The following is a 25,259-nucleotide window of genomic DNA, read 5'->3' on the forward strand; positions in this document are numbered from 1 at the left end:
ATGTATAGACCTTGTTATAAGGCTAAGACGCGAAATTGCGCAGGGAAGCGATTCCTTGCGCATTTTCGTGTCTTTTTTTATTCGGCGGGTACCATTTGCAAATGTTGACTCGTTTCTTGATAAATGGCGGCGTCCGTCGTGGTGGCATGGTAAGTTCCTTCCACCCAATCATGGAGCTGATCATCGTAATGGTCACTTCGAACGTGCCCCGATTGTCCAGGTCCAACGATATGATAGCTTTCGCTCAAGTCTTGAATATCCATCACTCCTCGCCAACCGGCTCCGTGATTTGTGTTCCCAGTCTCATCATTGTATCCCGCTGCCATGACCGTAATCCGACTTCCATCCACCGGTTCTGGTGTCGGGTTAAACAAAAGGTCTAGCGGTTGCATGGCCCCAAGCGGGTGACCGAACGTCACTTGGTGGTAGTCGCCCCACTGCCACTCGTCAGGGTCGCCTCCTTGCATGTCTTCGGCGCGATCAACAGCGTCTTGCAACGCACCTGTTAACAGCCCTCCAGTCCACCACTGTTCGTTACCCACGGCCCGGCATCGCCAGAAGCGGCATTTCTAAGTAATTCATCAACAATGTTGGCCCGTCCCTCAAACAAATCGAGCATTTCCTCTGGAATCCGATCTGCAAATAGGCGATCAGGATTTCTTGGAACCATAAGTGAAACACGAGCGCACCACCTTCTTCTCGAGCATCTTCCAAGTTCCATTCACGCAAAACATCTAACGCTTCTATATCGATGTTTCGAAGCGAGCTTTCATCGATATGCTCAAAAAAGATGGGTAGAAACTCTTTAGCGTGCAAATTCGTCACGTTCATCTGCATTTGTTGCATGTCTTCGGATGTGAAATCGTTCCCCTCTTCTAGCATCGCAAGGATCTGCTCATGGCGATACGGTTGCGCCCACGTGTGAGAGATGTGGTACGGGTAGTCGGCATCATCAATTTGATTATTCGCTGTGGATATCATTCCAGACTCTGGGTTGTATAGCGTTGGCAGCTCGTCCCACGGTATAAATGAATCCCAATCATGTTCACCTGTCCAACCTTCAACAGGAAGAAGGGCGTCGCTGTTTTCGCGAATCGGAATGCGTCCGTTCGCTCGGTAGCCGATATTTCCATCTTTATCAGCATACACAAAGTTTTGTGCAGGAGCATGGAACTCTTCCAACGCATCGGTAAACTCTTCCCAATTTCCTGCGCGGTTAAGGTCCATCACCGCTTCGAGTTCTGTCGAGGCATCAAGCGCTGTCCAGCGAAGCGCCAACGCCATGTCGTCGGTTTGTTCACCCGTATACTCAGAGATTAACGGACCGTGGCGCGTGACGACGACTTCGTGAGACACCGGCTCATCATAACCGTCTACGAGAATGGTTTCTTCAATAATGTCGGCATTGTACCATTCGTCTTCATAAAGGAATTGTGTTGGGTCTTCTGGGTGTCGTTGCTCGATGTACAGCTCTTGTACGTCTGGTCCGACGTTGGTTACGCCCCAAGCAATCTCGTCGTTGTGTCCTAATATTATGCCGGGTACGCCTGCGAAAATGACGCCGGTAACGTTCACATCTGGGGAGGAGAGGTGGGTCTCATACCAGATGGAAGGTGTGGCAAGGCCTAAGTGCGGGTCGTCGGCGAGCAGTGGCATGCCGCTTTCGGTGTGATCACCTGAGACGACCCAGTTGTTACTGCCGTTAAATGGTTCGGGCTGGTACGCCCCGACGTTTGCAAACGCGCGCTCAATATCAATGTCGGTTTCTTTTGCTATGTCTAAAATGACAGGCCCATCTTCAGGGTAGACGGGCATCAAGTCTAGCGCTTCCTCGTCGGTCACATTGTTTGCAAGCCAATAACGAAAGGCTTGACCTTGCCACGTACCGCCAAGGTCATAGGCCATGAACTTGCCGATCGTGAGGGAGTCGATGGCGGTCCAAGCCGTCGGTGTATAGCCGAGTAGGCGAAATTCAATCGGAATGTCGCCGGAGTCTGTCATATGGGCGATATAATCGTTCACCCCATCAGCATAGGCGTGTAAGGCAACGAGCGCTTCATCAGAGTACAGTTCGTAGGAGTCGTGAGCTGCTCTACGTAAACCGAACGTGCGAAAATACTTGTCTGTATCGAGCGCGCTTTCCCCAATCACTTCGCTTAATTCTCCGGATGCCTGACGGCGACTCAAGTCCATTTGGAACATACGATCTTGGGCTGTGACAAACCCTTGCGCATAATAGAGATCATAGTCACTTGTCGCCTCAATATGGGGCACCCCGAAATCATCACGATACACGTCCACCTCGCTCTCGAGCCCTGCAGCTTCATAGACGCCTTCGGTTTGCGGAAGCCCGGCTCCGAGTTGTACCCACCCCCAAGTGAGTGCGCCAATAACGAGCACGAACAGTGCAGCAATGATGCCGAAAAAAATCGTCCATCGTCTTCTTTTACGTTTCGACTTGCTTGTATGTACGGGTGTGTCTGCTGTTGATGGCATAAAAAAAGCCCCTGTTCTCTATAAGAAGATCTGTACATATATTCGCTCCTCAAGCGCTATGTTCCTGCTTAAAAGGATAGCGCTTTCAAAGCGAGTCAGGGGGTGCTGGAGGGCGGGGGTAGGGGTTGAGAACGGGCTAGGTGGAAAGAACTTAGCATTATCTAATATGCACATTGGTTGCTTTCCACTGCAGAAGGATGGTTGTACTCCAGAGCACAAGGCAACATCGGCGGCGAACTCCTGCTCCTGGCTAGAGGTCACTGAAAAAGGGAATTTAAAAATCATATAAAAGTGTTTCGTTTGATATAAAGAAGAAAATTCCATCATAGATAGGGTCTATGATGGAATTTTCTTCATTTAAGAACAATTTTCAGCAGAAATCCCCACATAGAAAGGCGATATTCCCACATAGATCTAAACAATAGAATACGTCGAGTTAACGAGTCACTTAAGAAGAGACACGTTAATTTTTCAGCTCTTTCCCTGGCTACGGTGTGTGGGAAAAGTCCAAATGCCCCATATATTCATATTTGTGACACTTGAGAAAGAAAAATCATGATTTTAAATGTGAATGCGCACATAAACGGTGTCAACTGTCACAAATCGAGCGATTTGTGACAGTTGCGTGCCGAAAGTGCCCGGTTTGAAGGCTGGATTGTCACATACGTGACCGGCCGTCACATGCTTGTGCCAGGTGGTGAGCCTCGGTTACGACTTTTTACCCTTCGGCAAACGTTTCTCGTGTTGCCCGCAACCCCTGCAGTGACGAACAACGTTCGGGAACGAAGTTGTTGAAGTAAGAGGCGATGAACTTCAACAGAAAATAGGTAGACGTTTGCCGGTAAAGACCGACCTCCATCATACGATTAGTGAAATTCTTAACTTCAACTTATCTAGATCATTTTTCACTGTCTTCAGCACCAACGGTGCTGATGGATGTTTTTGGTAATTTCTAGGAGAGTGGTGATCTAGACCACGCCCAAAATGGTCTAGATCACTCGATCACACCGCCGCTCACCTGACATTAGCTAACCGTATGAACGTTCGCTTTTCTAGACCGAGCTTTTAACCTATTTTATTCTTATAACCTTTAAGAGCTAGCAAAGATCGGCACCTTTGGTGCCGAAGACAAATTGAAAGAGGCGTCAGCATGAACCATGCCGACGTCTCGTGAAGCTATACCATCAAGATCTATTGCAACGTCTATCAATCACCAAACGCCGATTGTATCCAACAACGCTTGCCGAACAGAGTCTGAGTGAACCCGAATGATTTTGTCTAACAATCTCTCTACTCTTTCGATTTCTTGATTTCACCTGGTCGTTACTCCATTTCTAGCTCGTCACTTGTAAACCAACGTTTGAGTTTGTCCATGAGTTTATCTTTTTCTTTTCGGACTTCTTCTTTTGCTTCTTCCGCATCCAACACATCGTCTTCAATGTACTCTGTGCAAGACTGATCTGGTGCAGTTTTGTTCATGAAGGCTACGGTATAGGATGGACCGCAAGCTTCGTCGCCGAGCAGACCGGTTTCGAGGTCAATGTCGACGTTTTCGACGCCTCGGGGCAATTGAAAGTCTTGCTTTAGTTCGCCATCGAGACTTGCTTCTAATGATTGGACCCAAATGCGTTTAGCGATTTGCCCGTAACGTTTATGGTCGAGCGGCGTATTGTCATCAAAGCCGACCCAGACGCCGGTGACGAGATTCGGCGTGTAGCCGATCATCCAATTATCGTTCGGTGTACTGCCGCTTTTTCCTGCTGCAGGGCGCTGTAGCAAGTGAGAAATAGAATGCCCTGTTACGGAAGTATAATCGTTCATTTGCGGGTTAAAGATTTGCTTCATCATGCTCGTCATCATGTAAGCGTACCGTTCGTCATAAACTTGTTCGCGCTCGGGTTCGGTCTCTAGCAACACATTTCCACTTGCATCTTCTACACGTTCAATGAGGCGAGGGGTTACGCGTGCGCCGCCGTTCGCGAATGGACTATAAGCATTGGTGATCTCCATGATGCCGACATCTGATGCACCGAGCGCAAGGGACATATTCGGAGCGAGCGGGCTTTGTATGCCTGCTGTCTCGGCAGCTTCAATGAGCGACTCAGGTTCTTGTAGAACGTGCGTTTTTACAGCGTATATGTTGTCGGAGTATGCAAGTGCTTGCGCGAGTGTAATAAAGTCATTCGCATAGATTTCACCATAGTTCCCCGGCTCGTAACGTTCTTCGCCATCGGGATGAGGAAACGACGTCGGTTCACTTCGCAACATCGTCGCTGGTGTGAAACCGTTGGACAACGCTGCATAATATAAGAATGGCTTAAAGGTGGATCCTGGTGCGCGTCTTGCATCATATGCACGATTGTACGGGCTCGTTTCGTAATCTGTACCGCCAACCATCGCTTTTACATCACCGGTTTCAGGGTCAATGCTCACGACTGCGGTTTGCAAAGGCTCATCGTCAGGCATTTCTAAGTCCACGTAAGTTTCAGCGGCGTTTTGAATGGTTGTGTCGAGCGTCGTATAAATGTTCAGTCCACCAGCTTCAACAATCCCTGGATCCAAATCATAACGTTCGATTAACTCCCGCTCCACTACATCTTGAAAGTAAGGGGCGACTGTATCTTGTTCTTGTGTCGCTTCTGCATATTCAATCGGAGTATTGATTGCTTGTTCGTACGCTTCTACAGAAATGTACCCTTCATCTTTCATCGCGCCGAGAATCAATTCTTGACGGTCTTTTGCACGTTCTGGGTGGTTGTATGGCGAATAGTACGAAGGGCCACGTGGCAAGCCAGCAAGAAGCGCTGCTTGTTCCAAGGTCAACTCTGCAGCAGGTACGTCAAAATACTGCTCGGCCGCCCTTTCAATGCCATAAGCGCCGTGACCGAAGTTGATCGTGTTCACATAGCCTTCCAAAATGTCTTCTTTTGAGACATGCCACTCTAAGCGTAAGGCGTATAACGCTTCGCGTGCTTTTCGATCCCACGTTTTGTCGTGGTTTAGAAAAAGGTTACGGGCATATTGTTGCGTAATTGTACTTGCTCCTTGCGAGCGGGACATCGTTTGCACATTTTTTAAAACGGCCGCGCCAATTCGCATATAATCGAATCCGTGATGGTCATAAAACTTGCGGTCTTCAACGGCTACAAAGGCATCCAACACATAGGGCGATACGTCTTCGATGTCTGCCCAATTTCTTTGATGACCTTGTCTCGTCTCATTAATGACCTCATCATTGGCATCATAAATGAACGTTGACTGCGACACTTGTAGGGGCGGGGGCCCTAAAAAGAAGGTGTACAAGAAAACTAATAAAAGTCCTGATGCCCCAACAATTGCAGAGATCATTGCAGTACGAAAGAACAATTTGAATAGAAAACGGCGTCGTCTCTTTCTCTGACTGCGTCTTGTTGCAATCTGCACGACCAGCACCTCTTTTGATATAATAATAGATGCTAATCAGTGTCGGTATTTGAAGCGAATATTAAACATTAGGAGAGGATTTTTTTGGAAAAATGGACGACCATTTCACGAGAGAATCTCCATATTGCACCACGATTTGGTAATGTTGTGAAAGAGCACGTTAAAATGTCGAATGGTTTCGAAATAAAAGAATACATCATGAATGAATACCTGACTGGGTAAATGCAGTTGTGATCACAAAGGATAACCGCGTCGTACTCGTCAACCAGTACCGTCATGCAGGACGACGAGCGTTTTTTGAGGTGCCTGCAGGGATGAAAGAAGCGGGAGAAACGAATGAAGAGGCGGTCGCTCGGGAAGTGAAAGAGGAAACAGGATATACGTCTACGAAAGCGCCGGTTTACCTTGGCAGTTATTATACAAATCCTGCTGTGGCGACAAACCAAGTCCACTCCTACTTAATGACGGATGCGACAGAAGGCGAGAGGCAATTGAACGAAGGCGAAGTATTGGATGTGCACGTGTTGTCGTGGGAAGAAGTAGAGCAGCTCGGCCTCACACAAATGTTTTCCGTCCTTGCGCTTATGCTTGCCAAACAAAAATGGGAAGCTCTCTAGTCGTAGAGCTCCCATGATGTCTTAAGTGAAGAGATGAGATAATCACTCACTTCTTCAATATCAAGATGGTCGGTGCGAAACTTGGAATTATGATCGGCATAAATGCCTTGACGTTTATGAAATAGCTCTTCAATTTCTTCAATGGATCGTCCTTGGAGGACGGGGCGACTTGCGACTAATAAACTGAGTCGCTCTTTCCACGCATCCCACGAAAGATCTAAAAATAAAACGATGCAGTTCTTAAGACAGTGGTCCCGAATGTCTGGGTTCATAAACGCTCCACCACCGACGGAGATGATCTTTAGCGGCTGTGTGCTCAAACGAGTAATCATTTCTTTCTCTTTTGCTCGAAACGTCTCTTCTCCGTGCACGCGAAAGATTTCGGTTACTGGCATTCCGTATTCTTTTTCAATTTCTTCGTCAATATCAATAAAGTCGCGGTATAACTTCTTTGCAACCCGTTCTCCAATCGTCGTTTTTCCTGACCCCATAAAGCCAATAAAAACGATGCTTTTTTCTCGATATGACCGTGGTTTTTGACTCATCGCTTTTCGCTACCCTTCTTAGAAATTCGCTATTGTTTATTGTACCAAATGACAGCTCTCCACTGGTGCTTTTTTCGGAATCATTTCATAATATTGATTGACATGTATACTAGTATGCGCTTACAATTTTCTTAATTCAAACGCAAGAAGGTGAATTATGACAGATCTAACCTTTCCAAGGAAAACGCTAGGTACAGAAATTTACCGTTATTTGTATAACGAAGTCATTACATTGAAGTATAAACCCGGGCAAATGATTTCAGAAAATGAACTTGCGCAAGTACTCGGTGTGAGTCGGACACCGATACGCGAAGCCATTCGTTTGCTCTCATCTGAAGGGTTTTTACGCGTCATCCCTCAAAAAGGAATCCAGGTGGAATACATTTCTTTTTCGAAAGTTAAAGAAGCCTACCAAGTTCGGGAAAGTTTGGAGCGGACCGCATTTCGGCAAGTCGCGGAAACTTGGAATCCAAACACAGACGAGACAAAACGCCATAAACAAGCGGTACTTGAAGTGATTGAAAAGCAACGTGAATCCGCGTCTACTGGAGATCTTGAGCAATTTTATCATTATGATGAAGTGTATCATGACAAGATTCTAGAAATCTCCGGAAATGAAACATTAAGTGCATACGTAAGACAAGTTCGTGGGCATGTGAATCGCATGCGTTACCTTGAGTTTTATGAGACTCAAGAAACGGACCGTATTATTGAAGATCATGAAAAGATGTTTCAGTTTATTGAAGAAAATCAAGTTGAATCGTTAGATAAAAAGCTGACCGATCATCTTGATAAAATTTGGTCTTACTATGATTACATTTTCGAGAAATATCCGGAGTACTTTGCAGGGCGACGATAACGGGTGTTTTTTATCGTCGTTTGCAACGACGCCTCAACTTGTATACTAGTATCACAAAGGAGCGAACGTTATGAAGAGAATTGCCGTTTTAGGGATGAATCATGGGTATACCTTTGCAAAAGATTTGCAAGAAATGGACAATGGCCTGCTCGTTGCTGTGGCAGGTAGGGGAGAAACGGATAAACGAAGAGCAAAAGAATTAGGTGTTCCGCTGTATGAAAATTACGAAGAGCTTATGGATTCAGAAGAGATCGACGGAGTCATCATTGCACTACCAAACCGTTTACACAAACAAGCAGTTCAACTAGCTGCTGACAAAGGCATCGTGCCACTTGTTGAGAAGCCGATTGCAACCGATGCTGAAGAAGCGATGGAAATGATTGCATATTGTGCGGCGAAAGAAGTGCCGTTACTCATCGGTCATCATCGTCGTCATTCGGCAAAGATGCAACAGTTAAAAACGATTATTAAGTCTGGAGTCATTGGTGAGCTCGTTGGCGGCAATTTACTTTTTGTACTAGCCAAAGACCGTCCGTATTTCCAAGAAGAATGGCGTGTCACTAAAGGAGGCGGCCCCTTACTCATAAACGGCATACATGATATTGATAACTTAAGATACGCCACCGGTCTTACAATTGAAGCGGTTTACGCGGTGACTCGTAATCTCGGTCGAGGTCATCAAGTTGAAGATACGGCTTCAATGATATTAGAGACTTCAAATGGTGCAACGTTTAATTATTTTATTTCCGATGGAACACCGGCCCATGGTCGTATGAATTTACGGCAAAGGAAAATCCAAAGTATACCTTTTATGAGGAAGATTGTTATCACTTTTTTGGCACTCGTGGAGCATTGCTTTCCCGAGTATGCGCGTGTTTACGTACGAGGAAGACACGTATGGTTGGGAATACCCTTTAAGCGAAGCGAGTGAACAGCCGATGGATAATGATCCAATGCAAGCAGAATTAGCACACTTTATTCGTGTCATTGAAGGTGAGGAAGAACCGCTCGTTACCGGTGAAGAAGGCATGCAAACGTTGAAGGTGCTCGAGGCCATTCAAACGAGTGTAAAGGAAAAACGCAGAGTGGTCATCTAATCATCTATGGAATGGGCATGAGGGAGTGACTGATATGAAGGTTGCAACAAAGATTATGAGCGTGATGCTATTGTTTCTTGTTTCTGGCTGTGCGTCTGTTGCCGAGTCAGACGATGAACCAAAATTAATGAGAATTGGGAATGCAACACCTGATGATCGTTCCTTAAGTCAAGCGATGTTTGCTTTTGCAGATCAAGTAGAAGAAGAAACGAACGGATCGATAAAGGTGGATGTGTTCACGAACAGTCAGCTTGGTGGAGACCGGGAGTTGCTTGAAGGTATGCAATTAAATACAGTCCAAGGGGCGACCATATCCACCGGTCCAATTGCCCAATTCTCAGATTCATTTCATGTGTTTGATTTGCCATTTTTGTTTGCAGAGGAAGAAAGCGCTTACCGAGTGTTGGATAGTGAAATCGGTGAAAATGTACTTGCTGAGTTAGAACAAGAGAACATTATTGGCCTCAATTTTTGGGAGAACGGGTTTCGAATGCTTAGTAACAACGTTCGAGAAGTTGAGACGCTTGAAGACATTCGCGGGTTAGATATTCGGACGTTGGAAAACCGCATTCATATGCAAATATGGACGGAGCTCGGGGCAAACCCGGTACCGATTAATTATGGTGAACTGTATATTGCTATGGAACAAGGACGGTAAACGGACAGGAAAATCCGGTTGGAAACGTCGTAAATAGCCACTTCTATGAAGTGCAGAATTTTTTAACGGAAACGAATCACATCTATAACGCAAGCCCGTTTATGGTGAGCAAGCCGTTTTGGGATTCACTAACAGATGAGGAACGAGACATCATCGCCAATGCTTCTGAAGAAATCATGCACGAGCAGCGAGAGGCGAATCAGCAAGAGGCAGCGGACGGTATAGAGTTTGTTAAAGATCAAGGAATGACGGTTACGGAATTAAGTGATGACGAATTTGAACGATTAAGAGATGCCGTCGATCCAGTGTATGAACGTTTTCGTGAAACTTATGGCGGCGAAGTACTAGACGCATAATGGACGCAGCTGAGCAACTAGAGGAGGGCGCATAAAGTGAATGTGATTCGTTGGCTCGACCGCTATTTTGAAGAAAGCCTAATGGTCATCATATTTACAGTGATGGTCGCTTCCATATCTGCACAAGTGTTCATGCGTTTCGTGTTTGAGTCCTCGTTTGGTTGGTCAGAAGAATTGGCTCGTTATTGTTTTATTTGGATGATCTTTCTCGGAGTAAGTTATGCCGTGAAAAAGCAACGGCACATTCGGTAGACGCCCTTCTCCTCGTCTTAAAAGAACGAGCGGGTGTGTATTTGAACATTTTCACGAATGTCATCTTTCTAGGATTTGCCCTCTTCCTTCTCGTATATGGAGGCAGAATTGTTTCAATAATTTTTGATTTTGGACAGTTGTCTCCGGCTTTAGAGGTAGAAATGGGTTGGGTGTATTTAGCTGTTCCTGTTGGAATGGCCTTGACTGCAATTCGAATCGTGCAACAGCTCATCGCGCAAATTAAGTACCTCCTCGGTAAAGGTGAGCAAGATACCGATTCCAACGGCTCATTTTCAGCGAATGAAGAGGATGCGATGAAAGGAGGCAGCCATTCATGACCGCTGTTGTCCTATTTGTTAGTTTTTTCGTGCTTATTTTACTTAGTGTACCGATTGGGGTAGCGCTCGGTGTGTCCTCGCTCTTTGCTCTCCTGTTCGCAGGAACGATGCCGCTCGACTTTTTAGCTCAGAATATGGTCACATCGGTAGACTCCTTTCCCATTATGGCCGTACCCTTTTTTATTCTTGCTGGTGAAATTATGGGCAAGGGCGGTCTATCAAAACGATTATTTGCAGTTGCAGAATCGGTAGTGGGAAATCGTACCGGTGGGTTTGCAATGGCAACGATTATTACATGTTTGCTCTTTTCTGCGATTTCTGGTTCTGGACCGGCGACAGTCGCCGCTATCGGGGGAATGATGATCCCCGCTATGGTTCAGATGGGGTATGACAAACGCTTTACGACCGCACTCGTTGCAGCGGCAGGTGCACTCGGTGTCATTTTGCCTCCGAGTATTCCCATGATTGTTTATGGGGTCACTGCAGGTGCTTCGGTCGGTGACTTGTTTATTGCTGGTATTATTCCTGGAATTCTCGTCACCATCTCACTCATGCTGTATGCCTATATTTATGCCAAGCGTAAAGGATACAAAGGAAATGGCGAGCCATTCTCATTCAAAAAATTTGGAGCTGCTTTATGGGATGCGAAGTGGGCATTGCTCGTCCCGATTATTATACTCGGCGGGATTTATAGCGGTTATTTTACACCGACGGAGGCGGCGGCTGTCGCGGTCATTTACGGACTGATTGCAGGGGTCATTCTTTACAGAGAACTAAAAATAAAAGATTTGTATGCCATTTTGCGAAATTCAGCACTTACGACGGCTTCAATCTTATTCATTATCGGTGCAGCTACAGTATTTGGAACGATTATGACGATTGAACATATTCCGAGTCAGATTGCTAACGCGATGCTGTCAATAACAGAAAACCCAATTTTGCTCATTCTCATTATTACTGTTTTGCTCTTGATTGTTGGCTGTTTTATGGATACGACCGCTGCAATTATCATTTTTACACCATTGTTGTTACCGGTTGGAATGGAACTTGGTTATGATCCGATTCACTTCGGTATGATCATCATTTTAAACTTAGCTATCGGATTTATTACGCCGCCAATTGGCGTGAATCTCTTCGTAGCTTCAGGCATTTCGGGTGTATCGATCGTGTCACTGTCTAAAGCAGTTTTGCCGTTTATCGGCGTCATATTACTCACGTTATTTATCGTAATTTTCGTTCCGGAAATATCACTCTTCTTACTAGGAAGTGACTAAAGGGGTCGATCCAATGAGAGAAGCACAAATCATCACGATCCAACTTGATGAAAACCAGACAATCTTTGAATTGAGTCATTGTTTGTCACGGTACAAATCCGAAGTGTTTGTCAAGAAGCGCGTCGGTGGCGCCCTGTACGATGTAAACCTGAAAAGTGTGCTTGGGCTAATTAACTTGCAATTGAAAAACGATGACGTTGTCACTGTATACGCCGTAGGTCATGACAGTCGAGAGGCGGTCGAGGCGGCCGTAGACTTTCTATCATAAGAGGGGAGTGGCTCAAATGAGCTATCAATATTCACTTGCACATCTCACCGCATTGGATTTAGCACCACCTGAGTTGACGTATACAGCTGCACGAGCGGGTTACGATTTCGTTAGTATTCGTCCGATTTATATGGGGCTGCCAAATGAACCGAATTACGATCTAGCAAATAAAAAGGAAATGTTTAGAGATACGAGAAAAGCTTTGCAGGAGACAGGTCTTGGGCTTCTTGATATTGAACTTGCCAAAATTAGCGACGGTACAGATCCAAAAAAAATATGAACCCGCTTTCCATGTGGCGGCTGAACTTGGAGCCAAGCATGTATTGAGTAGCATTTGGACAGATGATTTGGCTTTTGCGAAGGAGAGTTTTGCACATCTGTGTGATTTAGCAAAACCGTACGGGTTGACGGTGGAGCTTGAGTTCGTACCGATTGCTTCTGTATCAACGTTACAAGGGGCTGTCGATGTACTCGAAGCGACAGAGCGAGAGAATGCAGCTTATGATCGATGCCCATCATTTCCACCGATCCAAAGACCGAGTTGAAGACTTAGACCGGGTGCCAAAAGAATGGTTCAGATATTTTCACCTATGTGATGCGATTGGTGACATCCCAACAGATCGGGATGAGATGACGAGAATTGTACGTGAAGAGCGATTGTATATTGGTGAGGGCGGCACGAACGTCAGGCAAGTTCTTGAACGAATTCCAAAGATTCCAATGTCGCTAGAAATGCCACACCGTAAACGAACCGAAGAGCTCGGGCATGAGGAGTTCGTTCGAAGATGTTTGCAGTCAGCAAAAACATTCATGGCGTCAATTGAAGCGGCAACCGCTCATCATAAATAAAGCGTTTTCAAATTGACACGCCGACCGTCCCGTTTTACAATAAAAGTACCATCAAATGAAATTGTGTTCTATTAAACGGAACTATTGTAAAGGGGCGGTTCTCAATTGGAAAAGAAAGATTCGTTACGTACAGTGCAACGTGCACTGGATATACTTGATTGTTTTTCAATGCAAAAACAAGAACTTACGCTCACTGAAATTTCTAAAATGATTGATTTGGCTAAATCAACGACGACACGGATGTTGTCGACGCTTGAAGCGAACGGTCTCATCGTTAAAAACGAAAGCACGATGAAATACAAGCTAGGTCATAAATTGTATTACATGGGCTCGGTTGCCGCGAAATCGTTTGATATTAAAGAAGTTGCTAAACCGGTCATGTCGAAACTGCGTGAAGAAACGTCAGAAACGGTAAACCTCTATACGATTGTGAACGATAAGCGAATTTGTATTGAGCAGTTCGAAGGACTTCGCCCGCTGCGCCATCTCGTATCATTAGGCCAGCCATTGCCTCTTTTTGCAGGTGCTGGGGGAAAGGTGCTGCTTGCGCACCAAAGTGAGTCGTTCCAAGCACGCATTTTTAAGCAGATGAACGATCCAGACCGAATTCCAGGATTGCGTGCAGACCTCGCTCAGATTAAAGAACAAGGATACGCCGTGACGCATGAAGAACGGGAGCAAGGGCTATCGGCAATATCCGCGCCGATCTTTAACCAGGCAGGTGAAGTGCATTATTGCATCTCCATTAGTGGGCTATCGCAACGCTTCACCGATGAAAATGTAACGAAATACTTATCAAGCCTTAAAGAACTAGTAGATCAGTTGCTAAGCTAAGAAAGTGGGGATTTGGATGAGTCGTAGCGCATTAGAAGCCTATCGAAACGGTGGCGCATGGTGGGAAACAGAGATTAGTGATATTAAAAAAAATGAAATTATCATTCGTGGCGAACGAGTGGAAGACTCATCGGAAATGTATCGTATACGCAAATGCTGTATTTCTTACTTTGCGGTCGTCACTTAAGTGATGCACAAGCCAAGTTGTTTGAAAGTGTTCTCGTTGCAGGTTCGGATCATGGGCCTCGTGCCCCGTCGATCGCAGCGGCCCGAATGGCAGCGACGTGTGGCGTCTCGTTTAATTCTGCGGTTGCAACCGGAATGAATATGCTTGGAGATGTTCACGGGGGTGCGGTGGAAGAGGCGATGGCCATTCTTTATAAGACCGAAGACAACCTCAAACATAATGAAACGGCTGTAGATGATGAATTGACGGAAATCTTCTCACGCAAAGGAAAGTTGCCTGGGTTTGGTCATCAGTTGCACGACGATGATCCACGCGTGAGTCGCCTTTACGAGCTAGCCGGAGAGCTCATTGAGACAGGTGAAATTACAGGAACGTATTTACACATTCTCGCAAACTATCGGGACCGTCTCTCTGAACGTAAAAATCGAAAGATGACAATCAATGTGGATGGCATTTCAGCCGCCATTCAATGTGAACTCGGTGTTCCAGCAGAAGCCGCAAAAGGGATTTTTGCGCTCTCTCGTGGCATGGGGATTGTGGCGCATGCGTACGAAGAGATGATGAGCGGAGTACGCATTAAAGGGCCTTGCCCGAATGAAGAGCACCTTGTTCGTTATACAGGAATTCAAAAGCAGGATGGGGGAGAACGCGCATGAGAAAGTCAAGACCATTCATTGCCGGACAATGGATTGATAAAGAACAAGACGGAATAAACGTCGTAAGCCCATACAGTGGAGAAGTGATTGGACAACAGTGGGAAGCAGATCCAAAAGACGTTGAGAGAGCGCTCTCACAAGCGTTTGCAGGCAAAAAGGTCGTTGCCGGTTTATCTGCTGCAGAACGTGCCCGTATCCTTAAACGATCAGCAGAGCTTTTAACTGAGCGAAAAGAAGAATATGCAAAGCTTATTTCCTTAGAAGTAGGAAAAGCACTAAAAAATACGCGTGATGAAGTGTCCCGCTCAATTGAAACGCTAGAACAATCAGCTGAAGAAGCGAAGCGTTTAATCGGGGAAACCATTCCTGGAAGCGCATCAGAGCGTGGGAAACATTCCATGGCACTTACGTTTCGGGTACCAGCAGGTGTTATTGCAGCGATTACTCCGTTTAATGCACCGCTCAACCTCGTTTGTCACAAAGTCGGTCCTGCATTTGCAGCTGGGAACGTCACACTATTAAAACCAGCTCCGCAAACACCGTTGATTGCAGCGGCTTTTGTTGAACTGATGATGGATGCAGGGATGCCGAAAGAAGCGCTTCATATGGTGCTTGGTGGTCGTGAAGTGGGTGAGCAGATCGTTGAGGATGAACGAACGAACATTATTTCTTTTACAGGAGGCGTACCCGCAGGACGTCAAATATCAAAAATTTCAGGGATGAAGAAAGTATTGCTTGAACTCGGTGGAAACTCAGCAACGATTGTTCATCACGATGCAGATATAAATCGTGCTGCATCCCTTGCTGTAAAAACAGGATTTAGCAACTCCGGTCAAAGTTGTATTTCCGTTCAGCGCGTGTATGTACATGAAGATGTGATCGAACGCTTTGTTGAACAGGTGAAGGATAACGTAAGCGAGCTAAAGCAAGGAGACCCACTTGACGAATCAACAGACGTAGGTTGTGTTGTGGATGCGAAAACAGGAGAGAGAATTGCTTCATGGATCGAAGAAGCGGTTTCTGAAGGTGCGGAATTAATTGCAGGAGGTGGCGTCGAAGGCGCAGCTGTCCAGCCGTCTGTGTTATATCGCCCGAAATCGACCAGTCGTGTCGTTTGTCATGAAGTGTTTGGTCCACTCATTAGCATTTTGCCTTATACAGACATGGATGACGTCATTGATGAAGTGAACGATTCGGAGTTTGGTCTACAAGCAGGGATCTTTTCAAATTCAATGGATGTCATCCGAAAAGCTGCAATCGAGTTAGAAATGGGCGGTGTTGTCGTGAACGGAACATCAAACTACCGTCTAGACCATTGGCCATACGGTGGAATCAAAAACAGTGGATTAGGTCGTGAAGGTGCACGTTTCGCCGTTGAAGAGATGTCTGAAATGAAAATGATCGTTTTACAAGACTTCATGTAAAAAGGAGATGAATGTGTAATGAAAAAACAAGTACAGCTCCAAGACTTTCGCAATATTGATCAGCAACGACCGCTCATTTGCACACCGCTTACGGGGGCGGATCGCAATGCGCTTATGACGCAGCTTGAAGTCATTGTGAAAAAGAACCCTGACATTATCGAATGGCGCGTTGACTTCTTCGAAAAGCTTGATGACGTTGAGGCGCTTCAATCAACAGCTGAAGAAATTCGCAATCGATCAGCCACATTCCAATCCTTTTTACCCGCCGATCAATGAGAGAAGGCGGCGAGTCCATCACGATGACAGAAGATGAGGTCTTTGATATGTACGAAGCGATCATTAAGAGCGGAACCATTGACCTCATTGATGTTGAATTAAGTTCAGAACAACAACATATTGACCGAGTAAAGGCACTCGCACAAGAACAGGGCGTGCAACTGCTCATGTCGTACCACAATTTTGATGAAACTCCGAGCGAGCATTTCATCTATGAGAAATTGCAACAAGCTGACGAGCAAGGGGCAGATGTTGGAAAAGTCGCGGTTATGCCGCAATCGGTTGCCGATGTGCTCACGTTACTACAAGCAACAAACAAAGCGTCAGAACACTTATCCATTCCAGTTGTGACGATGTCGATGGGTCGCCTTGGTGCTTTGTCACGTATGATGGGCGGTGCGTGTGGATCGGCGATGACGTTTGCCGTCGGAAGTGAAAGCTCTGCGCCGGGTCAAATGCCAATCGAACAGTTGGAAACCGTGCTTGAAGTGATTGATGATGTAATGGGGGAGTGACGACGTGAGTGAATTGTATATAGCTGAACCGAATTCTTTAGAGCTTAGGGAATCGGCGCCTCTGCACGCGGTAGAGGCAAATGAAGTGAAAATTCGAGTCATCTATGGAGGGATTTGTGGGTCTGATCTCTCTGTGTATCGTGGAAAGATTCAGCACGCCACGTATCCAGTTCGACCGGGCCATGAGCTTGTCGGTGTTGTCGAGCAAGCAGGCAGCCATGTGACGATATCTGAAGGAGCACGCGTCGTCGTTACGCCTAATACGTTTTGTGGACAATGTGAGTATTGCTTAAACGAACAAGAAAACATTTGCCCGCACAAAAAATCAATAGGCATTAACGCAAGCGGCGGTTTTGCTCATGAATTTATTATAGATTCCCGGTATGTCATTCCAATTCCTGACGACGTTTCAAATGAGCGAGCCGTCCTCATTGAGCCGTTAGCGGTGATCGTTCACGGATTAAAGAAGCTGAACATAAAGAAGGGTGACCGTGTGCTTGTCGTCGGTTGTGGAACGGAAGGCTTGTTAACGGTTGCTCTCGCTGATTACTTAGGGCTGATGTAACAGCAGTCGACATTAATCATGAAAAACTAGACATGCTAAAGCCTTTTCCACACATTCGAGCGTCACACCCAGATGCGATTGAAGAAGACGCATTTGATTACGTAGTAGAAGCTGCAGGTACACCACAGTCGGTACAATCTTGTTTTCGTTGGTTAAAACCAGGGGGTTCTGTGCTTTTAATCGGCATTACGAACGAATCAGAGTTGCCGATTGGACAGATCGTTCGAAAAGAACAGACCATTTATGGAAGCATTATTTACCGTTTTCCAAAAGACTTTGCCGAGAGCATTGAATACTTGTCAGATGAGCGGTTTGATCCGACAGTCTTTATCTCAAAGATTCTACCGTTAGCAGATTTTGAAAAAGCCTATGAACTTGCCCTTTCAGGGAGTTTTGCGAAGATCCTTATTGATTTTCAAAACAAGGAGGAACAATCATGAAGAAACTCATTTCAACCCAGTTGGTCAACTATTTAGAAGACCGGAATGTTGATCATATCTTTGGTTTATGTGGCCATACGAATATTGCCGTTTTATCCGAGCTTGATAAGAGTTCCATTAAATTTATTAATGTGCGTCATGAACAAATTGCGTCTCATGCAGCAGACGGGTATGCCCGTGCGAAGAAAGATACCGCTGTTGTCCTTAGTCATCTCGGACCTGGTTTAACGAATGCAGCAACAGGTGTAGCCAATGCTGCACTCGACTCGATTCCAATGGTTGTCATTGCCGGAGACGTTCCGAGTCATTATTACGGCAAGCACCCCCACCAAGAAGTGAACCTTCACGCAGATGGCGCTCAATTTGAAATCTATCGTCCATTCGTGAAACGTGCATGGCGCGTAGATCGCCCGGACTTGTTCCCAGAGATTCTGCAAAAAGCGTTTCAACTTGCAGAAAGTGGTCGTCCAGGACCTGTACTCGTCTCTGTTCCAATGGACATTTTCTCTAAAGAAGTAGACACGAGTCTATTTGAAAAGTTAAAGCACCATACACGTGTGATTGATAAACCATCATTAGATGAGGAGACTGCCGAGCGTATGGTTCATGCTCTTGCAGACGCAAAACGTCCCGTCATTTATGCAGGTGGAGGCGTCGTCCTTGCGGATGCTACCGAAGAACTGCAAACGTTTGTTGACCACATGAACATTCCGGTCGCACATTCTTTAATGGGCAAAGGCGTACTGCCTGATGATCATCCACTAACGCTTGGGATGACTGGATTTTGGGGGACGAAATTCATTAATGATCAGACGAAGAATGCCGACTATCTCTTCGGATTAGGAACGAGTTTCAAAGAAGCAGATAGCAGTTCTTGGTATCCAGGTGTCACGTTTGATATCCCAGCAACAAAACTCATTCAAATTGACATTGATCCAAATGAAATCGGACGAAACTACCCAGTGGAAATCGGTGCAACCGCAGACTTGAAACGCGCACTCATCGCCTTGATTCGCGTGGCTAAACGTCTCTACCCGAACGGCATCGACCGAAATGAAAAACTCAAAGAAGACATTCAAACGTACCGCAAAGAGCTCAGAAGCAGCATTAGTGAAAACATGAACAGCGATGCGTTCCCGATGAAGCCGGAGCGAATTCTAGCTGATGTTCGTGAAGTTCTCCCACGAGATGCGTACATTACGACAGATGTTGGTTGGAATAAAAACGGTGTTGGGCAGCAGTTCCCAATCTACACGCCAGGATCAATTCTTACCCCTGGAGGGTATGCGACGATGGGATTTGGATCGAGCGCGGCTCTTGGTGCGAAGCTTGCACAGCCGGAAAAGACAGTCGTATCTCTTATTGGTGATGGTGGCTTTGGTCAGAATCCAGCAGTGTTAGCCACAGCGGTTGAAGAGAATATCCCTGTCGTTTGGATCGTAATGAACAACAGTGCATACGGAACGATCGCAGGTCTTGAGATGGCTCACTACGATACGACGTACGGAACACTTTTCAAAAAGGGTGGAGAAACGTATACGCCGAACTTCGCAGCCATCGCCGAAGGTTTTGGTGTGAAAGGGATTAAAGTACAAAGTGCAGAGGAATTCAAAGGGGCTGTGAAAGAAGCGATCGACGCGAATGAGCCGGTTGTCATTGATGTAGCGATGCGTAATGAGCCTGTCCCGACAGACGGTCAGTGGAACATAAACGACATCTATTCACCAAACAGCACGAAATCTCACGTTAGCATACCGTAACGTTCGTGAGTCCAAACGAAAGGGGCAGTTTAGACATGGCAAAAACACCTTTAGAAGGCGTTACCATCTTAGATGTTTCGACAATGATCGCAGCACCTTACGGAACAGCACTTCTTGGCGATTTTGGTGCAGATGTAATTAAAGTAGAGATTCCCGGACGTGGGGACACGTCAAGAAGCGTCGGTCCGTTCTCCGAAGACGGAGAGCCGCTTCGGTGGCCAGGTCTTTCTAGAAATAAACGCTCGCTTACGTTAGACCTCCATCAAGAAGAGGGCGTTGAAATTCTAAAGAAACTCGCTCGAAAATCGGATATTCTTGTTGAGAATTTTCGTCCAGGAACCCTTGAGAAATGGGGCGTCGGATATGATGTTCTAAAGGAAGAAAACCCGAACCTCATTATGATCCGTGTATCTGGTTATGGACAGACCGGTCCGTATAAAGAGAAAGCAGGATTTGGTACTCCTGCAACCGCGTTTAGTGGCTATACGTATTTGCAAGGGTTTACGGACCGTCATCCGGTCAGTCCGCCGTTCTCATTAACGGATTATATTTGCGGGATCTATGTGGCATTTGCAGCTGTAACGGCGCTTTACAACCGGGATACATCGGAAGAAGGCAGTGGCAAATGGTTGACATAGCCTGTATGAAACGGTCTTTCGTATGATGGAGTTTCTCGTCGCAGAATATGATCAATTGCAAAAAGTACGTGAGCGTGCGCCAGGACTTCATGGACATTCATCCCCATCTGGAACGTTTAAGACGAAGGACGGTCATTGGGTCGTACTCGTAACGAGTACGGACACGACGTTCAATCGGTTGGCGAATGCAATGGGACGAGAAGATATGCTTGAAGATCCACGTTACTATACAAACGCCAAACGACTGGAAAACAACGACGACACGAACCAGATTGTTGAAGACTGGATCAAAACGAAAGACCGTAAGGAGCTGCTCGACCACCTCGATGAATACGGTGTACCGGTAAGCCCGGTGATGAGTATCGAAGACATCTTCAATGATGAGCAATATCGAGCCCGTGAAAACATTGTGGAAGTGAAACATCCACGCCTTGGGCAAATCAAAGTGCCAGGTATTGTTCCGAAGTTTGAAAAAACACCGGGCAGTATTCGAACTGTCGCCCCAGATTTAGGCGAAAACAATAGTGAAATTCTATCAGGTATCGGTTTTTCAGAAGATGAGATTGTGCAGTTGAAATCAAAAAACGTGATATAATGAATAAAAGAGGGTCTTCAAAGGCTCTCTTTTGTCGGTTAATTTGAATCAAAGTAGGTGGGAGCGATCTTTTACTTATACGGAATCATCGTCATCTTGTATCTGATTCAAGAAGTGTACACCGTGCCTGGCATTCAGACGGTGATTGGCATACTCGCCTTACTTATTATTGTTCTTAATATTCAAAAAGCCAGCCGACTTTACAAATGGGCTGGTCTTTCTTTCTTTTTGTTAGGCATTATTTTCTATTGGGTGTATGTTCCTAGCGATGTTCAGTTTTTTGATTTGTTCGGATCGATGGTTAGTTTATTGGCGCTCCTGTTCATTTTGCCATTTATGAGTACGATCATTTCTGTAGGGAAATACGACCGAGCACTCAGTCAAATGATCTCCATGCCCCCAAAACCAGATACCGTTCGCCTCTACCGCAGAACATCGTTAATGTCGTATCTACTCACGCTGTTTCTTAACGTAGCGACCGTTCCTGTCGTCGTTGCGACGGTGAAAAGTAAGCTGGAAAAATTGAGCAATGTCGTCGTCGAACGGTTTTTTGCACATAGTATATTGCGGGCATATGCGCTGCTTCTCTTGTGGAGCCCAACCGAAATACTCGTTGCCTCAACCGTAGATATGACAGGGCAAAGTTATTTAACGCTGTTGCCGACGCTGTTTACGATTAGCCTTATTTTTGTCGCGATCGATTGGTGGATTCATAATCGAAAGCTTAGAGGCGTTGAATTACAAACAACCATCGAAACTCCAGAAGATAGTCGCTCGTTATATAAGAAACTGCTTCATCTCGGAGTTGCGATTACGTGCTTTATCATTACACTGCTCACATTGAATAGCCTCATACCGCAAACATTTTTATTCACCGTTACGATACTTATTATCCCGTTTACGTTCATCTGGTCTGCCTTCATAAAAAAACCGAAGCGATTCCGAGTGATGAGTTGGCGATATTTACGCGGAAACACAACACAGCTTCACGGTCTGTTTTTCTTGTTTTTATCAGCAGGGTTTTTCGTCGAAGTGTTTCCGTATACCGTCCTATTTGATTACATGAATGTAGGGTTTGATTATGTGTATTCGCAAGGTTCGTTATTGTTCTTTTATTTACTGACGGCATTATGTATATTTGGCCTGGCGCTCGTCGGCTTCCATCCCCTCATCTCCATCGCCATTATTTCGCCGTTTTTAACCGAAGCGATCGCAGCGCATCCTTACGGTGTGAGCGTGTTGCTCATCGGGGTTGGTTTAAGTACCGTCATGATTGGACCGTTTAATGTGACGCCAACCGTCCTTGCCATGCAATTACAAGCGAATCCGTACAACATTATCCGAAAGAACTTAGCATTTGCATTCGGTTACTTGTTGTTTATCGTTTTGACCGCATTCGTATTTAGTCTAATTTTGTAGTCCGTCGACCTACTTTTGTATCTTGCTCGTTCTTAACTATTGAAACGAGTAGTACTCGAGGAGATGAACGAATGAAGACAACCATTTATTTCATTCGCCACGCCCACTCGCCGTTCGTTTTTGGCGAGGAGCGTGAGCGGCCCCTATCCGATCAAGGCATTGCAGAAGCAAAACGGTTAAGACCAGTGCTTAGCCAGATTCGTTTTGATCACGTTTTTTCAAGTCCATACAAACGGGCGATACAAACGATCGAATACGCCCTTCCTCATGCGCGTATTTCAATACACGAATCGTTAAGAGAAAGGCCGATAAAAGGGAATTACAAGTTGGCAAACGAAGAACGAATGATCGCTCTAGAACGATCATTCATAGATATAGATTTTTGTTTAGAGGGCGGAGAAACGGTGAGGGAGGCACAGGTTCGAGCTTTGCCCGTTATTTTCAACATCATAGCAAAGAAAGACTGGTCAAACGTGGCCGTAGGAACACACGGAAACATTATGACTTCAATTATGAACTACTTCGATCCAGCTGCTTTTGGTTATCGCTATTGGGGCCACACGTCAAAGCCAGACATCATCAAACTAGCATTTCGAGGGTATCATCTTGATGCGGTAGAGAGATTGCATCATCCGTAATTTTTGAACACGAGAAGGATGAATAGTAGAATGTTATGAAAATGATGGGGGTGATGTTTTGAAAGTCATTCGAGATCGGAAGAAATCATTTGATTTGGATGCATTTCTACAAAAGCCACAGTTTGCCCATTTAGCAACGGTCACACAAAATGGAGCCCCGAGAGAATCACCGGTTTGGTTTTATTGGGACGGAGCAGCTATTTGGGTGATTGGAAATCCAACGTCGGACAGTTTCTTGGCTCGTGTTACAGATGAACCGCGATGTGCAATTGGATTTGTGGAAATGGAAAAACGAACAGGAAAAGTATGGCATGCAGGTTTTCGCGGACATGCGACGGTAGAACCGTTTGACCGAGCCGTTGCAAGACAAATTCTTAAGCGCTATCTTGGGGAAAACGAAGAAGAGTGGGACCCGAGGTTTCAGAACTTAGACAGTGCAAATCGTCTCCTTCGTTTTGTGCCCGAAACCGTTGTCGTTCGTGATCAATCTTTCGAACCTAGCTTTTCGTAAGAGGGGATTATATTGAAAATCGCAGGCATATCATTGATGAGTGCTGCTGTACTGACGCTTATATTTATTCAGATCTGGACTGAAAATGAAGGCTCTCATGGTGGAGTTTATTGCTCGCCGTCGTGTTTATTGCCGGATTCATCATAAGTTTTGTAAGCATAAGTGCTTTAAAGAAGTGGGCAGAAAAGAATTAGAAAGCGTATCCACCGACCGTTGTGTGGATACGCTTTTATTCGTCTTTGAATGCGTGTTTTTGTTAAGCTGTTTCGTTTTTTCTGAAAATCTTTCGCTTCAGCAATTTGTAGTAAGGCGTTTGCGCGAATAACGTAAACAAAATGAACAAGGTGAGTACAAGACTGATTGGATTTGTGAAAAAACCGGCAATAAAGTCAGACATCGTGCCGTTCGCGGACATATACGCCCGGCGGAACGAAGTATCGAGTAACGGCCCGAGTATGATGCCTAGCACAAGAGGTGCTACAGAGAAGTTGTTTACTTTCATGAAGAAGCCGATCACACCAAACCCTAGCATCCAGTACACGTCGGTTAAGCTGTAGTTCATTGCATACGACCCAATGACGGTAATGACGGCAATAATGGGCAGTAGTATTTGACGTGGAACCGTCACGATGCGTATGAAAATTGATACGACCATGAGGCCAAATACAAGCAAGAATACGTTTGCCAGAACAGATGAACCGACCATCACCCAGAATAAATCACCACTTTGTGTCATGAGCATCGGGCCAGGTTGCAGTCCATGAATAAACAATGCACCAATGAAGATTGCCGTCACCGCGTCCCCAGGGATACCGAGGGTGAGCATGGGGATCATCGCGCCCCCAATCGCGGAGCTATTACCCGCTTCAGGTGCAATGACACCAGCGTGAGCCCCTTCACCAAACGGTCGATTCGGCTTCTTCGTCGAGCGTTTCGCGTGGTCATATGATAATAAAGCTGCAATCTCACCGCCAGCACCTGGAAGGCGCCGGTGAGAACACCGAGAATAGAGACACGCATAGACAAAGGAAGAAACTTAAAGATAAACCGTAAAGGTGGAATAACCATTTTCTTAATTTCAAGTGGTTTTCCTTGGCGCTTCAACTCTCTCATCTGGTAGAGAATCTCTGACATCCCGAATAATCCTAGGAGCGCAATAATAAAATCGACCCCGTTCATGAGCTGTAATGAACCGAACGTAAACCGGGAGCCGCCACCGATTGGATCCATACCAATCAGCCGATGACAATACCAGCACCTGCCGAAAACAACCCTTTTGCTAAAGTGCCGTTACTCAAATTACCAACGAGCAAAAGCCGAGTAATGCGAGTAAGAAATAATCACGATTCGCAAATTGAACCGCAAATGATGCAACAATCGGTGCCGCGGTTGCGAGCACGATGACACCGACAAGCCCACCTACGAAAGAGAAAATGGTCGTTAGGAATAAGGCAAGGCCCGCTTCCCCTTTCTGCGACATTGGATAGCCGTCTAATGCGGTTGCAACTGAAGCAGGGGACCCTGGAATATTAACGAGAATCGCTGCTCTTGAACCTCCATAAACCCCCCCGTAATATACCCCAAGCATAAGCGCAAGTGCGGGAAGCAAGTCCCAAGAATAAGTAAGAGAAAGAAGTAAAGCAACCGCCATCGTCACCGAAAGCCCAGGAATTGCACCGATAAAAATCCCTGCTAGCGTACCAGCGGCAACGAGGAGGAGAAGTTCCCAATCAAGAAAAGGAATGAGAAATTGTTGGATAATTTCCATA

General features: G+C 45.8%; 20 protein-coding genes and 7 pseudogenes. 22 read left to right on the forward strand and 5 right to left on the reverse strand.

The window, feature by feature from the left end; all coding sequences use genetic code 11:
• Nucleotides 1–77: 77 nt before the first annotated feature.
• Nucleotides 78–2,496: pseudogene (locus JCM19037_RS07715) on the reverse strand (penicillin acylase family protein).
• A gap of 621 nt (nt 2,497–3,117) precedes the next feature.
• Here JCM19037_RS07715 and JCM19037_RS25645 point away from each other — a divergent pair.
• Nucleotides 3,118–3,291: a hypothetical protein gene (locus JCM19037_RS25645; protein WP_193744697.1), complete on the forward strand. Its 174-nt coding sequence runs from the start codon at nt 3,118–3,120 to the stop codon at nt 3,289–3,291.
• Nucleotides 3,292–3,819: 528 nt separating this feature from the next.
• On the opposite strand, the gene JCM19037_RS07725 is transcribed toward JCM19037_RS25645, so the two are convergent.
• A complete protein-coding gene (locus JCM19037_RS07725; RefSeq protein WP_052363671.1) occupies nt 3,820–5,919 on the reverse strand; it encodes a transglycosylase domain-containing protein in 2,100 nt (699 codons plus the stop codon).
• A 230-nt stretch (nt 5,920–6,149) separates the two neighbouring features.
• Here JCM19037_RS07725 and JCM19037_RS22390 point away from each other — a divergent pair, with 230 nt between their 5' ends.
• Entirely contained in the window at nt 6,150–6,536 is a 387-nt protein-coding gene (locus JCM19037_RS22390; RefSeq protein ID WP_193744698.1) for an NUDIX hydrolase, read from the forward strand.
• Here the strand turns inward: JCM19037_RS22390 and JCM19037_RS07735 are convergent.
• Entirely contained in the window at nt 6,533–7,081 is a 549-nt protein-coding gene (locus JCM19037_RS07735) for a shikimate kinase (protein ID WP_042399632.1), read from the reverse strand. The two genes, JCM19037_RS22390 and JCM19037_RS07735, sit on opposite strands and share 4 nt — an antisense overlap.
• 157 nt (nt 7,082–7,238) lie before the next feature.
• On the opposite strand from JCM19037_RS07735, the gene JCM19037_RS07740 reads away from it, so the two are divergent.
• The 20 genes and pseudogenes from JCM19037_RS07740 (at nt 7,239) to JCM19037_RS07820 (ending at nt 23,490) form a co-directional block, all read left to right on the forward strand.
• A complete protein-coding gene (locus tag JCM19037_RS07740) occupies nt 7,239–7,940 on the forward strand; it encodes a GntR family transcriptional regulator (RefSeq protein ID WP_042399635.1) in 702 nt (233 codons plus the stop codon).
• Between the two features lie 70 nt (nt 7,941–8,010).
• Nucleotides 8,011–8,871, forward strand: coding sequence for a Gfo/Idh/MocA family protein (locus tag JCM19037_RS07745; RefSeq protein ID WP_052363673.1), 861 nt, complete (start codon nt 8,011–8,013; stop codon nt 8,869–8,871).
• A 7-nt stretch (nt 8,872–8,878) separates the two neighbouring features.
• Nucleotides 8,879–9,037, forward strand: a complete 159-nt coding sequence (locus JCM19037_RS25650) for a Gfo/Idh/MocA family oxidoreductase (RefSeq protein WP_193744699.1) — start codon at nt 8,879–8,881, stop codon at nt 9,035–9,037.
• A gap of 175 nt (nt 9,038–9,212) precedes the next feature.
• Nucleotides 9,213–10,051: pseudogene (locus JCM19037_RS24140) on the forward strand (DctP family TRAP transporter solute-binding subunit).
• Nucleotides 10,052–10,183: 132 nt separating this feature from the next.
• Nucleotides 10,184–10,641, forward strand: a pseudogene (locus JCM19037_RS07755) (TRAP transporter small permease).
• Nucleotides 10,638–11,915 carry a TRAP transporter large permease gene (locus tag JCM19037_RS07760; RefSeq protein WP_042399640.1) on the forward strand — a complete coding sequence of 426 codons (1,278 nt, stop codon included), beginning with the start codon at nt 10,638–10,640 and terminating at the stop codon, nt 11,913–11,915. The pseudogene JCM19037_RS07755 and the gene JCM19037_RS07760 overlap by 4 nt, the downstream one beginning before the upstream one ends.
• A 13-nt stretch (nt 11,916–11,928) precedes the next feature.
• Complete coding sequence (locus tag JCM19037_RS07765; RefSeq protein ID WP_042399643.1) at nt 11,929–12,183, forward strand: HPr family phosphocarrier protein; 255 nt, start codon at nt 11,929–11,931, stop codon at nt 12,181–12,183.
• A gap of 16 nt (nt 12,184–12,199) precedes the next feature.
• Nucleotides 12,200–13,032, forward strand: a pseudogene (locus JCM19037_RS07770) (sugar phosphate isomerase/epimerase family protein).
• Nucleotides 13,033–13,137: 105 nt separating this feature from the next.
• Nucleotides 13,138–13,866 (forward strand): IclR family transcriptional regulator, encoded by a 729-nt coding sequence (locus JCM19037_RS07775; RefSeq protein WP_042399645.1) that lies wholly within the window; start codon nt 13,138–13,140, stop codon nt 13,864–13,866.
• A 16-nt stretch (nt 13,867–13,882) separates the two neighbouring features.
• Nucleotides 13,883–14,709: pseudogene (locus JCM19037_RS07780) on the forward strand (citryl-CoA lyase).
• The gene (locus tag JCM19037_RS07785; RefSeq protein ID WP_042399647.1) at nt 14,706–16,133 is read left to right on the forward strand and encodes an aldehyde dehydrogenase family protein; all 1,428 of its coding nucleotides are present in this window, start codon (nt 14,706–14,708) and stop codon (nt 16,131–16,133) included. The pseudogene JCM19037_RS07780 and the gene JCM19037_RS07785 overlap by 4 nt, the downstream one beginning before the upstream one ends.
• A gap of 18 nt (nt 16,134–16,151) precedes the next feature.
• Entirely contained in the window at nt 16,152–16,409 is a 258-nt protein-coding gene (locus JCM19037_RS28360; protein WP_255357872.1) for a type I 3-dehydroquinate dehydratase, read from the forward strand.
• The gene (aroD, locus tag JCM19037_RS07790; protein WP_255357873.1) at nt 16,406–16,924 is read left to right on the forward strand and encodes a type I 3-dehydroquinate dehydratase; all 519 of its coding nucleotides are present in this window, start codon (nt 16,406–16,408) and stop codon (nt 16,922–16,924) included. Before JCM19037_RS28360 ends, aroD begins: the two co-directional genes overlap by 4 nt.
• Before the next feature lie 4 nt (nt 16,925–16,928).
• Nucleotides 16,929–17,489 carry a zinc-binding dehydrogenase gene (locus JCM19037_RS26975; protein ID WP_238544605.1) on the forward strand — a complete coding sequence of 187 codons (561 nt, stop codon included), beginning with the start codon at nt 16,929–16,931 and terminating at the stop codon, nt 17,487–17,489.
• A gap of 32 nt (nt 17,490–17,521) precedes the next feature.
• Nucleotides 17,522–17,929, forward strand: coding sequence for a zinc-binding dehydrogenase (locus JCM19037_RS26980; protein ID WP_238544606.1), 408 nt, complete (start codon nt 17,522–17,524; stop codon nt 17,927–17,929).
• Nucleotides 17,926–19,689 carry a thiamine pyrophosphate-binding protein gene (locus JCM19037_RS07800; RefSeq protein WP_042399650.1) on the forward strand — a complete coding sequence of 588 codons (1,764 nt, stop codon included), beginning with the start codon at nt 17,926–17,928 and terminating at the stop codon, nt 19,687–19,689. Before JCM19037_RS26980 ends, JCM19037_RS07800 begins: the two co-directional genes overlap by 4 nt.
• A 35-nt stretch (nt 19,690–19,724) precedes the next feature.
• Nucleotides 19,725–20,922 (forward strand): annotated as a pseudogene (locus JCM19037_RS07805) (CaiB/BaiF CoA transferase family protein).
• Between the two features lie 57 nt (nt 20,923–20,979).
• Complete coding sequence (locus JCM19037_RS07810) at nt 20,980–22,341, forward strand: hypothetical protein (RefSeq protein ID WP_042399653.1); 1,362 nt, start codon at nt 20,980–20,982, stop codon at nt 22,339–22,341.
• A gap of 71 nt (nt 22,342–22,412) precedes the next feature.
• Complete coding sequence (locus JCM19037_RS07815) at nt 22,413–22,979, forward strand: histidine phosphatase family protein (RefSeq protein WP_042399656.1); 567 nt, start codon at nt 22,413–22,415, stop codon at nt 22,977–22,979.
• Nucleotides 22,980–23,037: 58 nt separating this feature from the next.
• Nucleotides 23,038–23,490 carry a pyridoxamine 5'-phosphate oxidase family protein gene (locus JCM19037_RS07820; RefSeq protein ID WP_042399658.1) on the forward strand — a complete coding sequence of 151 codons (453 nt, stop codon included), beginning with the start codon at nt 23,038–23,040 and terminating at the stop codon, nt 23,488–23,490.
• 256 nt (nt 23,491–23,746) lie between these two features.
• Here JCM19037_RS07820 and JCM19037_RS26985 read toward each other — a convergent pair.
• A pseudogene (locus JCM19037_RS26985) lies at nt 23,747–24,720 on the reverse strand (tripartite tricarboxylate transporter permease).
• 64 nt (nt 24,721–24,784) lie between these two features.
• A complete protein-coding gene (locus JCM19037_RS26995) occupies nt 24,785–25,258 on the reverse strand; it encodes a tripartite tricarboxylate transporter permease (RefSeq protein ID WP_238544607.1) in 474 nt (157 codons plus the stop codon).
• Between the last annotated feature and the right edge of the window lies 1 nt (nt 25,259).

Origin of the sequence: Geomicrobium sp. JCM 19037 (assembly GCF_000698105.1) — a bacterium.
Lineage (GTDB): Bacteria > Bacillota > Bacilli > Bacillales > Marinococcaceae > Geomicrobium_A.

Coding starts and splice junctions, on each gene's coding strand:
- JCM19037_RS07785 (WP_042399647.1), top strand. CDS start 14,706: ATGAGAAAGTCAAGACCATTCATTGCCGGACAATGGATTGATAAAGAA.
- JCM19037_RS07765 (WP_042399643.1), top strand. CDS start 11,929: ATGAGAGAAGCACAAATCATCACGATCCAACTTGATGAAAACCAGACA.
- JCM19037_RS25650 (WP_193744699.1), top strand. CDS start 8,879: ATGGATAATGATCCAATGCAAGCAGAATTAGCACACTTTATTCGTGTC.
- aroD (WP_255357873.1), top strand. CDS start 16,406: ATGAGAGAAGGCGGCGAGTCCATCACGATGACAGAAGATGAGGTCTTT.
- JCM19037_RS07815 (WP_042399656.1), top strand. CDS start 22,413: ATGAAGACAACCATTTATTTCATTCGCCACGCCCACTCGCCGTTCGTT.
- JCM19037_RS26995 (WP_238544607.1), bottom strand. CDS start 25,258: ATGGAAATTATCCAACAATTTCTCATTCCTTTTCTTGATTGGGAACTT.
- JCM19037_RS07735 (WP_042399632.1), bottom strand. CDS start 7,081: ATGAGTCAAAAACCACGGTCATATCGAGAAAAAAGCATCGTTTTTATT.
- JCM19037_RS07745 (WP_052363673.1), top strand. CDS start 8,011: ATGAAGAGAATTGCCGTTTTAGGGATGAATCATGGGTATACCTTTGCA.
- JCM19037_RS26980 (WP_238544606.1), top strand. CDS start 17,522: ATGCTAAAGCCTTTTCCACACATTCGAGCGTCACACCCAGATGCGATT.
- JCM19037_RS07800 (WP_042399650.1), top strand. CDS start 17,926: ATGAAGAAACTCATTTCAACCCAGTTGGTCAACTATTTAGAAGACCGG.
- JCM19037_RS07740 (WP_042399635.1), top strand. CDS start 7,239: ATGACAGATCTAACCTTTCCAAGGAAAACGCTAGGTACAGAAATTTAC.
- JCM19037_RS28360 (WP_255357872.1), top strand. CDS start 16,152: ATGAAAAAACAAGTACAGCTCCAAGACTTTCGCAATATTGATCAGCAA.
- JCM19037_RS07760 (WP_042399640.1), top strand. CDS start 10,638: ATGACCGCTGTTGTCCTATTTGTTAGTTTTTTCGTGCTTATTTTACTT.